The 815-nt window shown below is 49.2% G+C and carries 1 protein-coding gene and 1 pseudogene; both read right to left on the bottom strand.

The features are described from left to right. Positions 1-314: pseudogene (locus tag KIV40_RS35005) on the bottom strand (1-pyrroline-5-carboxylate dehydrogenase); the annotation flags it as partial. Positions 315-325: 11 nt separating this feature from the next. Further along, a partial coding sequence (locus KIV40_RS35010) for an aldehyde dehydrogenase family protein (RefSeq protein WP_285354072.1) occupies positions 326-815 on the bottom strand: 490 nt, incomplete at its 5' end.

Here is an 815-nt window from a genome sequence, read left to right on the forward strand (position 1 = left end):
GTCAGCATTGCTGTTGCCGTTTGCAATGTTGGTAATGAGTCTTGAGTCTCATCGACAATAACCAAAGCCACACCACGGCCAGCCGCGTATAGCTCATTGGTTTCACCCGTAGGCCCAACTAACATGTGATGCTCTTCCAACAGAGCAGAAGCCTGCTCTATATGGAAGCTCGCCACTGCCGCTAGCGGTGCTGACTGACTCTCGATTTCAGATTTTAATGCCAGAATTTGAGTACTTTTGTGCTCAAAGTCGGTTAAGTTCCACTGTTCCCACGCTTGGAATGCATCGGAAAAACCCGTCACTTGATGAACCATGATATCGCTCCTTATACCTGCGCTTGAGAAAAGTGAACATTGGTAAAGCGGTATAGGTAGTGGGGACCACCCGCTTTTGGACCCGTTCCAGATAGACCTTGACCACCGAATGGCTGCACGCCAACCACGGCACCGACTTGGTCACGGTTGATGTAGCAGTTGCCCACGCGAACGTGTTTCTCAATCCAGCGATAAGTGGTTTCGTTACGGCTATGGATGCCCATAGTCAGGCCAAAGCCAGTTTGGTTTATCTGTTCAACCACTTGTACCAATTCGCACGCTTTGTAGCGAACAATATGCAGCACAGGGCCAAACTGCTCTTCTGTTAGGCAGCTAATATCATTGATTTCAAAAGCACTTGGTGGCACGAAGTCACCATGTTTGCAATCATCACTCAAGGTCAGCTGAGCAACACGCTTCTGCGTTTGAGTCATGTTCTCAAGGTGAGCCATCAGCTTCTGTTTCGCGTTGGTATCAATCACAGGGCCGACGTCGGTTTTG

This window comes from Vibrio sp. D173a (assembly GCF_030248475.1).